This is a genomic window from Thiobacillus sp. 65-1402, from assembly GCF_001897685.1.
Taxonomy (GTDB): domain Bacteria; phylum Pseudomonadota; class Gammaproteobacteria; order Burkholderiales; family Thiobacillaceae; genus Thiobacillus.
In genome coordinates this window covers 1-8,381 of the sequence record NZ_MKUG01000115.1, presented here as the reverse complement: position 1 = coordinate 8,381, position 8,381 = coordinate 1, and the positions used below count along the sequence as shown (strand labels likewise).

Genomic DNA, 8,381 nt, shown 5'->3' with positions numbered 1-8,381 from the left:
GTTGCGGTCTGGGGCGGGCTCGTAGCGGTAGGCACTGGCGCTCATGCCGACGACGCGCAGGGCATGTCGCTCGCTCAACCCTCGGCCTGCCAGGTGACGCACCAGTTCCCGGCGGGCTGGCGCTTTCACCACTTTTTTCTCAGCGCCTCGCGCGTGACCTCGTTCTCCAGCATCGCTTCGGCGAGCAGTTTCTTCAGGCGAGAGTTCTCGGATTCGAGCTCTTTCAGACGCTTGGCGTCCGATACGCTCATGCCGCCAAACTTGGATCTCCAGAGGTAGTAACTGGCTTCCGAGAAGCCGTGCCGGCGGCACAGTTCCTTGACCGGAAGCCCGGCTTCCGCCTCCCGCAGGAAGCCAATGATCTGTTCTTCGGTGAAACGCTTCTTCATGTCCAACTCCTTGAATGATGGAATTGGACTCCAAAGCTATGTGCTACTCAAATCGGGGGGACGTCGCCCGCACCACAACAAGCCCCCTCACCTCAGTATCAACCGAACTACAACACGGCCGAACCTCGGGATGCCACAGCGTTAACAGCTCTTGGGGAAAGGTATGTCAAGGGTGACGGCGTACCTAAAGATCCTGTAAAGGCAGTGGAATTATTCCGGAAAGCTGCAAATCAAGGATTCGCGCCAGCCATGAACGATCTTGGCGTGATGTATGCAAACGGAGAAGGCGTTGGACAGAGTTATTCAGAAGCTCTTTCCCTGTATCGTGTAGCGGCGGAACGGGGGAGTACGCAGGCTAATGCCAATTTGGGTAATGCGTATGAAATCGGACAGGGTGTTCCCAAGAATTACAACGAGGCTCTCGCTTGGTACAGAAAAGCTGCGAATTTGGGTCATGAAGGGGCAAAACAAAGAATTGCCGTTATCGAAAAAACACTAAACCAACAAAGCCAGGCACCTCAGACGGATGTTGCGATGGAAATGACGGCGCGTAGTCTGGCAAGGAATGAAGGATGTGAGATTGCGTCTATCAAAAACGTGCAACCACCAGCAGGTTTCAATTTTGCCTATGAGATAAGCTGCTCAGATTCAAGCATTCGTAAGTACAACTGCAAGAGTCCTAATTGCAGTATTGCATCCGTGACGCCCCCCATGGGATTTCAAACCAAGAGCAAGTCAAAGTGACTGGATCTTTGATCCCCTTAAACAGAAATACGGCGCTCAGAGTGATGGTTGTTATCCGTTAAAAGAGTGCGTTGTCGTCGCTGATTTACACCGTATAAACAACCCCAGGGGATAGAAGATGACAATGCCTTACTGGGTGACCGTACCTTGTGCCTCGTGTGGCACGGAGACGGAAATCACAAAATTCCTAAGTACGCACAGCATTGGGTCGGGCGACTTGGATATGCGGTCTGCAGGAATGCACGGATTGATCCTTTCAGCGCAAGTGCAACGATGCCCCGGATGTGGATATTGTGCGTCCGATGTCAGCGTAGTTTATCCAGATGCGCAGGCTGTGATCAGTAGTCAAGAATACCGGGATCAATTAAACGACCCAGCGTATCCCGAACTGGCAAATTCATTCTTGTGCCAAGCCATCCTTCTCGATCGAGCACTTAGAAATAACCATGTAGAGTCAGCTTGGGCACGGATAAAAGCGGCATGGGTTTGCGATGACTCCAACCATTCGGATCCGGCTATCGCATGTAGACGTAGGGCGGAGATCAGTCTGGCTGTTGCAGAAGCTCGCAATCTTAACCCTGCAGTTCAAGATGAGAAAAATGTGGCAATAAGAGTTGACCTGCTGCGTAGGTCAAAACAAGTATATGCCGCAAGGAAACTAATTTCGGATAGGCGGGGGAAAATCACCGATGACCTGATCAAATGCATCCTTGGTTTCCAAAGCGAACTGCTCGATAAGAACGATTTTTCTCGTCACACAATTGCAGAAGCACGATCACATTTTAAAGAGCATAGCTCCGGAGTTGCTGCTGGCAGTACATTGAACGTTATTGCGAGCACACCCAAAGAGCACAAACATGAACACAGCAGTGGCACCAGTACAGCAGAACCAGATGTGACAGAACATCAAGCCGCAATTGAAAAACATGGTGAGCAGATTGGTGCCAATTTGAGCGAGGGTGGAGACGCTGAAATTATTTGGAGCGACTTCGATGTTAGAGACCTTACTTGGGAAGATTATCAGCGGGAGAAGGCGAACGAAAAGTTTGTTGCACAAGTTCAGGGATTCATGGATGTGCTTCGTAAAGATGGCGCAGACGCCGCCGAAGCATATCTAAAAAATAAAATTAAGGCCGAAGATGAGGCGAAAAAGAAAAAGGCTAGGTGGGATGAGTTCCTCAAAATAGCTGGAATAGTTCTGGTAACTGCTTTTTTCGTGACCAAATGTAATGACAGCACTAGTCAAAACGATTGCTACAACGAGTATGGCAAGTATGGCGCTGAACGAATCTGCGAATGAGCATCTCAAATGCCAGGAGTGACACATGAATGCATCATGCTTTTATTGAAACTTACAAGCGCAGAATGGGCTGCATGGGTACAAGCGATCGGGTCCGTTGTTGCCATTTTCGCAGCAGCTTATATTGCCAGACACCAATCGAGGCTACAGCATCGAAGTGCACTCGACCTGCATATGACAGAGCTGCGCACAGCGCGTGTGGACATGGCCAAAACACTATCTGTCCTAGCCGCAAATGCTTCAAAGGTAATGCAACACATCGCAGGCCAACTGAATGATCGCGAGTCCGTGTACCGCGCAGCAGAGGGATTCATTCATTGCGACCTTGGCGAATTGAGGCGCATCGACACCTATTTAAATGGCATTCCAATTCACTCGGTTCCCTACTCGTTGGTCACCATAACCATGACCTTAGGTTCCACTGTGCGTCAGTTTAAGGAAAAGGTTGAAACGACTCTGAGACTTCACCGGCAGATGAATGAGAGCATGTTTGATGATTTCTTTCGATCAACAGATGAAATGAACGCCAGTATTGAAGCTACTTGTTGCGATATAGAAGCCGCAGTTAAAAGCCTAAATACATAGGCCAACAATTACAGACAGATCGAGCGTCTCTTCTTGAGGGGCAAGCAGACGCCAAAATGGCCCGAGCCAATGTCTCCTACTGGCCGAGAGTACGCATAGCGGCACTGATACCGAAAGCCGCCACCCGCGTGCCAGAGAAGCGTGTTCGTCATCGACTGCAATGGCGGAACACCAAGCATTCCCGCCGCCCTATCGAATGATCCGCTGGGGGCTGGTTCAAGACCCGGGTTATTTGTCTGTCGACCAGGCGGCCTGATCCAGCCAGGCCACGGTTTCCTGCCCGCCACGCACCCCGGACACCGGCAGCTTCGCACCCTGCCTCCAGTGCAGCAGCGCTTCGCGTTTGCCAGAACCCGTGACGACAAACCAAACCCGTTGACTGCGATTCAAGCGCGCCACCGACAGGCTCACGCGCTCGGGCGGCGGCTTGGGCGCATCGAACACGGCCAGCGCATCCGGGCTGTCGCCCGCCGTTCCCCAGTCATGGCCCGGGAAAAGGCTTGCGGTATGGCCGTCCTCGCCCATGCCGAGCAGCACGATGTCGAAATCGCCCACGCGTGCCAGCCAGTCGGCATACACTGCTGCCGCTTCGCTGGCACCGAATTCGGCGGGGATCGGCCAGCGTTGCTCTTCGGGGATATTCGACGCGGTGAGCCAGGCGGCCTCGGCCATGGCGCTGTTGCGCTCGGGATGATCGGCCGGCAGGCAGCGCTCGTCACCGTACCAGATGTGCCAGCGCGCGTCGCCCGCGCCGCGACGCGCCAGCTCGGCATACAGCGCGCGCGGGGTGGTGCCGCCGGCCAGCACCAGGTGAAGCGCGCCGCGCGCGGCGATCGCCGCTGCGGCCTCGGCGCACAGCGCGTCGGCCAGTGCCCGCACCAGCGCATCGCTATTGGCGAACACCCGCCACTGGGTCGCCATCACAGCTCGTCGCGCCAGGTCTGGTCGTCGCTGTCGAACAGGCGGTTTGCCTCGGCCGGCCCCCAGGAACCGGCGGGATAGGTGGGGATGAATTCGCGCTCGACCGTCCAGTTTCTGAGAATGGGATCAACCACGCGCCACGCCCATTCGACTTCGTCGAAGCGGATGAACAGCGAACGATCGCCTTCGATCACGTCGAGCAGCAGGGTCTCGTAGGCGTCGAGCGTCTGCTCGTCGGTCTTGAGGAAGCTCGCGTTCATCTGCATCACGCGCGTATCCATGTCGAGTCCCGGTTGCTTGACATGGATTTCCATACGCATCGACTCCTCGGGCTGGATCGACAGCAGTATCCAGTTGGGGTCGACCGATTCGAGCGGGGTCTCGCGGAACAACTGCTGCGGCGGATGGCGGAAGCGCAGCGCGATCATCGAAGTCTGGCGCGGCATGCGCTTGCCGGTGCGCAGGTAGAACGGCACCCCGCGCCAGCGCCAGTTGTCGATATAGAACTTGGCGGCGACGAAGGTCTCGGTGGCGGAGTTCGCCTCGATGTTTTCCTCCTGCTGGTAGCCCGGCACGGTCTTGCCATCGATCATCCCGCGCGCGTATTGCGCACGAATCGCGTGCGCATGCACGGCGCGCTTGGCAATCGGGCGGATCGAGCGCAGCACCTTCACCTTTTCGTCGTGCAGGGCGTCGGCTTCGAGCGCGGCCGGCGGTTCCATGGCGACGACGGTGAGCAGCTGCATCAGGTGGTTCTGCAGCATGTCGCGCAGCGCGCCGGCGCGGTCGTAGTAGTCGGCGCGCTTCTCGATGCCAATCGATTCGGCCACGGTGATCTGCACGTGGTCGATGAAGTTGCGGTTCCACAAGGGCTCGATCAGGGTGTTGGCGAAGCGGAACACCAGCAGGTTCTGCACCGTCTCCTTGCCGAGGAAATGGTCGATGCGGTAGACCTGTTCCTCGTCGAAATGCTGGTGCAGCAGCTGGTTCAGCATGCGCGCCGACTCGATGTCCTCGCCGAAGGGCTTTTCGATCACCACGCGATTGAGGCCGCGCGGCTTGTTGAGGCCGACCGCTTCGAGGTTGTGGATCACCGCCGCAAATTCCGCCGGCTTGATGGCGAGATAGAACACCGTGCTCGAACAGGCTTCTTCGGGAGGCAGGCGGCGGGCCAGCGCCTGGTACGAAGCGGCATCGTTGAGGTCGCCCTGCTGATAAGTGAAGCGAGCGATGAAGCGTTCGAACACCGGCGTATCGTGCTTGCCCTTGATCTTGTCGGGAAGCATCTCGCGCATGTATTTGCGCCATTCGTCGTCGCTCCAGGGGCGGCGCGAAAACGCCACGATATTGAGCGACTCCGACAGGCGGGCCGATGCCTCCAGGTGATACAGCGCGGGCAGCAGCTTGTTGGTGGCCAGATTGCCGGTGGCGCCGAAGATAACGAAGGTGCACGGCAGCGAGTCTTCCAGGTCGGTCATTTGCCGCCCTCCTTGATCGCGTGGCCGCCGAATCCCTGGCGCATCTTGGCGAGCATTTTCGCTGCGTAATCGTTTTTGCCCTGGCTGGCAAAACGCATCATCAAGGCCAGCGTCATCACCGGGGCGGGGATGCCCTGCTCCACCGCTTCCAGCGCGGTCCAGCGTCCCTCGCCGGAGTCGGCGACGAAAGGCTGGACGGTTTCCAGCGCCTGGTCCTGCGCCAGGAAATCCGCCGACAGGTCGAGCAGCCATGAACGCACCACGCTGCCATGGCGCCACAACTCGGCGATCTCGTCCAGCTGCAGATCGAAGCCGGCTTTGTTCTGCATCAGCGCAAAGCCTTCGGCGAAGGCCTGCATCATGCCGTACTCGATGCCGTTGTGGACCATCTTGACGAAGTGGCCGGAACCGACCGGACCGGTATGCAGCCAGCCTGTCGTCGGCGTCGGCGCCAGTGCTTCCATGTAGGGTTTGAGTCGTGCGGCCGCGGCGTCGCTGCCGCCGAACATGATGCAGTAGCCGTTCTCCAGCCCCCACACCCCGCCGGAGACGCCGGCATCGGCGTAGTCGATCTGCTGCGCCGCCAGCATCCCGGCATGGCGCTGATCGTCCTTGTAGTAGGCATTGGCGCCGTCGACCACCAGATCGCCGGGGCTCAACAGCGGCTGCAGCGCCGCCAGCGCCGTCTCGGTGGCTTCGCCGGCAGGCAGCATCAGCCAGACGATGCGCGGCGCCTGCAGGGCCGCGACCAGATCGGCCAGGGTGGCGCAGGCGAGATGGCCGGTTTCCGCCGCGATGGCCGAGCTCACTTCATGACTGCGGTTGTTGAGCGCAATCCTGATGCCCTTGCGGGCCAGGCGCCGCGCCATGTTGCCGCCCATGCGGCCGAGTCCGACGAGCCCGAATTCCATGTTTTGCCCCTGAGTCTGGATGAATGCCTGCCCGCTGCGATTATCGCGCCGGCACCAAATGCATGATAGGACGTGCCGGCGGCCGCTGCGCCTGCAGCGGTCAGGCCAGCAAACCGGGGAACAGCTTGCCCAATCCGCTCGCGATCATCTCGATCGAAATCGCTGCGATGATCAGCCCCATCAGGCGCGTGACGACATGAATCCCGGTTTTTCCCAGACGCTGCGCAATCGCCGGCGCGGCGCGAAACGACAGCCACACCGACAGGGCCACCAGCGTCACCGGGATCAGCAGTGCGGCCTGATGCAGCAGTTCGCCCTTGGCCGCGCCCGCCGCCACGATGACATGGGTGATCGCGCCCGGCCCGGCCAGCAGCGGAATGCCCAGCGGCACCACGCCGACCGCCTCCCTCTCTTCCGCCTCCATCGCCTCGTCCTGCGTCTGCCGCTGCGGGCTGACGTGCGCCTGCACCATCGACAGGGCCAGCAACAGCAGCAGCAGGCCGCCCGCCACCGAGAACGCGGCGAGGCGGATACCGAAAAAGCTCAGCAAAGGTTCGCCGACGAAGGTGAACAGCGTCAGCACCCCCAGCACCGTCAACGCCGCGATCCGCGCCGCCGCGCGGCTTTGCGCAAGCGTGTGGCCCTGCGTGGCGAGGAGGAAAATCGGGATGACGCCGACCGGATCGACGATGGCAAACAGCGCAAGCGCCGCCTTGGCGAGTTCGAGAATGTCCATTGCCGGCATCATAGCCGCATGACAGGGCGGATCCTTAAAGCCGGCGGAACAGCAGATCCCATACCCCGTGCCCCAGGCGGATGCCGCGCTGCTCGAACTTGGTGAGCGGGCGGGTGTCGGGGCGCGGCGCGTAGTCCGCCACGGTGTTTGTCAGCAGCGGTTCGGCGGCGAGCACCACGAGCATCTGTTCGGCGTAGTCCTGCCAGTCGGTGGCCAGATGGATGTAGCCGCCCGGCTGCAGGCGGCTGGCCAGCAGTTGCACCAGCGGCGGCTGGATCAGGCGGCGCTTGTGGTGGCGCTTCTTGTGCCAGGGGTCGGGGAAGAAGATGTGGATGCCGGCGAGGCTGGCCGGCGCCAGCATGCGGTTCAGCACCTCGACGGCGTCATGCTGGATGACGCGCACATTGGTCAGGCCGCGTTCGCCGAGCTGCTTCAGCAGCGCGCCCACGCCCGGGGTATGCACCTCGACGCCGAGGTAGTCGTTTTCGGGATGGGCGGCGGCAATTTCAGCCAAGCCTTCACCCATGCCGAAGCCGATTTCGAGAATGCGCGGCGCCGGGCTTGAATCAGAGGCGGCGCGGCCGAAGGCGGCGTCGAGATCGAGTACGGCAGGCCGGTACGGCAGCATGAACTGCGGCCCGATCTCGGCCAGCGCACGCGCCTGGCCGGAACCGACGCGGCCGGCGCGCAGCACGTAGGATCGGATGCGCGGATGCGCGCCGGAGTCGGTCGTCATGCTTTATTTGCTGCCTGCGCTTCGGTTTTCAGTAATGAGGCCGCTGGTGGGCGAACTCGGGCTGGCTTTATAGATTTTCTTCGGCATGCGGCCGGCGAGGAAGGCCTCGCGCCCGGCCTCCACCGCCTTCTTCATCGCCGACGCCATCAGCACCGGATTGCCGGCGCCGGCGATCGCGGTGTTCATCAGCACGGCATCGCAGCCGAGTTCCATCGCGATGGTGGCGTCGCTGGCGGTGCCGACGCCGGCATCGACGATCACCGGCACCGACAGGCGGTCGATGATGATCTGCAGATTCCACGGATTGAGGATGCCCATGCCGGAACCGATCAGGCTCGCCAGCGGCATCACCGCGACGCAGCCGATGTCTTCCAGCTGTTTCGCGGCGATGGGGTCGTCCGAGGTGTAGACCATCACCTGGAAACCATCCTTCACCAGCACCTCGGCCGCTTTCACCGTTTCCGCCACGTTGGGATACAGCGACTCGGCGTCGCCCAGCACCTCGAGCTTGACCAGGCTGTGGCCGTCGAGCAGTTCGCGCGCCAGGCGCAGGGTGCGGATCGCGTCGTCCGCGGTATAGC

The 8,381-nt window shown here is 60.0% G+C and carries 9 protein-coding genes and 2 pseudogenes; 4 read left to right on the top strand and 7 right to left on the bottom strand.

All coding sequences use genetic code 11. From position 1 onward, the window contains the following. A pseudogene (locus tag BGO62_RS09520) lies at positions 1-389 on the bottom strand (transposase); the annotation flags it as partial. A gap of 51 nt (positions 390-440) precedes the next feature. Between BGO62_RS09520 and BGO62_RS16380 the strand changes: the two are divergent. From BGO62_RS16380 to BGO62_RS09505, 4 genes and pseudogenes are all read left to right on the top strand, one after another. After that, positions 441-614: pseudogene (locus BGO62_RS16380) on the top strand (SEL1-like repeat protein); the annotation flags it as partial. A gap of 24 nt (positions 615-638) precedes the next feature. Then, positions 639-1,133: a tetratricopeptide repeat protein gene (locus BGO62_RS09515; RefSeq protein ID WP_296641720.1), complete on the top strand. Its 495-nt coding sequence runs from the start codon at positions 639-641 to the stop codon at positions 1,131-1,133. Between the two features lie 238 nt (positions 1,134-1,371). Beyond that, the gene (locus tag BGO62_RS09510) at positions 1,372-2,433 is read left to right on the top strand and encodes a hypothetical protein (RefSeq protein WP_296641718.1); all 1,062 of its coding nucleotides are present in this window, start codon (positions 1,372-1,374) and stop codon (positions 2,431-2,433) included. 36 nt (positions 2,434-2,469) lie between these two features. After that, positions 2,470-3,018 carry a hypothetical protein gene (locus BGO62_RS09505; protein ID WP_296641715.1) on the top strand — a complete coding sequence of 183 codons (549 nt, stop codon included), beginning with the start codon at positions 2,470-2,472 and terminating at the stop codon, positions 3,016-3,018. Between the two features lie 228 nt (positions 3,019-3,246). Here the strand turns inward: BGO62_RS09505 and pgl are convergent, their stop codons facing one another. The 6 genes from pgl to BGO62_RS09475 form a co-directional block, all read right to left on the bottom strand. Further along, on the bottom strand, positions 3,247-3,939 hold the full coding sequence (gene pgl / locus BGO62_RS09500; RefSeq protein ID WP_296641714.1) for a 6-phosphogluconolactonase: 693 nt from the start codon (positions 3,937-3,939) through the stop codon (positions 3,247-3,249). Beyond that, the gene (zwf, locus tag BGO62_RS09495) at positions 3,939-5,417 is read right to left on the bottom strand and encodes a glucose-6-phosphate dehydrogenase (RefSeq protein ID WP_296641711.1); all 1,479 of its coding nucleotides are present in this window, start codon (positions 5,415-5,417) and stop codon (positions 3,939-3,941) included. Before zwf ends, pgl begins: the two co-directional genes overlap by 1 nt. Continuing rightward, positions 5,414-6,388 (bottom strand): phosphogluconate dehydrogenase (NAD(+)-dependent, decarboxylating), encoded by a 975-nt coding sequence (gene gnd / locus BGO62_RS09490; RefSeq protein WP_296641721.1) that lies wholly within the window; start codon positions 6,386-6,388, stop codon positions 5,414-5,416. Before gnd ends, zwf begins: the two co-directional genes overlap by 4 nt. Before the next feature lie 40 nt (positions 6,389-6,428). After that, the gene (locus BGO62_RS09485) at positions 6,429-7,064 is read right to left on the bottom strand and encodes an NAAT family transporter (protein WP_296641710.1); all 636 of its coding nucleotides are present in this window, start codon (positions 7,062-7,064) and stop codon (positions 6,429-6,431) included. Between the two features lie 34 nt (positions 7,065-7,098). After that, positions 7,099-7,800, bottom strand: coding sequence for a tRNA (guanosine(46)-N7)-methyltransferase TrmB (trmB, locus tag BGO62_RS09480; protein WP_296641709.1), 702 nt, complete (start codon positions 7,798-7,800; stop codon positions 7,099-7,101). Positions 7,801-7,803: 3 nt separating this feature from the next. Further along, positions 7,804-8,381: thiazole synthase (locus BGO62_RS09475; protein WP_296641707.1), on the bottom strand; the 578-nt coding region annotated here is incomplete at its 5' end.

Coding starts and splice junctions, on each gene's coding strand:
- BGO62_RS09515 (WP_296641720.1), top strand. CDS start 639: ATGAACGATCTTGGCGTGATGTATGCAAACGGAGAAGGCGTTGGACAG.
- BGO62_RS09510 (WP_296641718.1), top strand. CDS start 1,372: ATGCACGGATTGATCCTTTCAGCGCAAGTGCAACGATGCCCCGGATGT.
- BGO62_RS09505 (WP_296641715.1), top strand. CDS start 2,470: ATGCTTTTATTGAAACTTACAAGCGCAGAATGGGCTGCATGGGTACAA.
- pgl (WP_296641714.1), bottom strand. CDS start 3,939: ATGGCGACCCAGTGGCGGGTGTTCGCCAATAGCGATGCGCTGGTGCGG.
- zwf (WP_296641711.1), bottom strand. CDS start 5,417: ATGACCGACCTGGAAGACTCGCTGCCGTGCACCTTCGTTATCTTCGGC.
- BGO62_RS09485 (WP_296641710.1), bottom strand. CDS start 7,064: ATGGACATTCTCGAACTCGCCAAGGCGGCGCTTGCGCTGTTTGCCATC.
- trmB (WP_296641709.1), bottom strand. CDS start 7,800: ATGACGACCGACTCCGGCGCGCATCCGCGCATCCGATCCTACGTGCTG.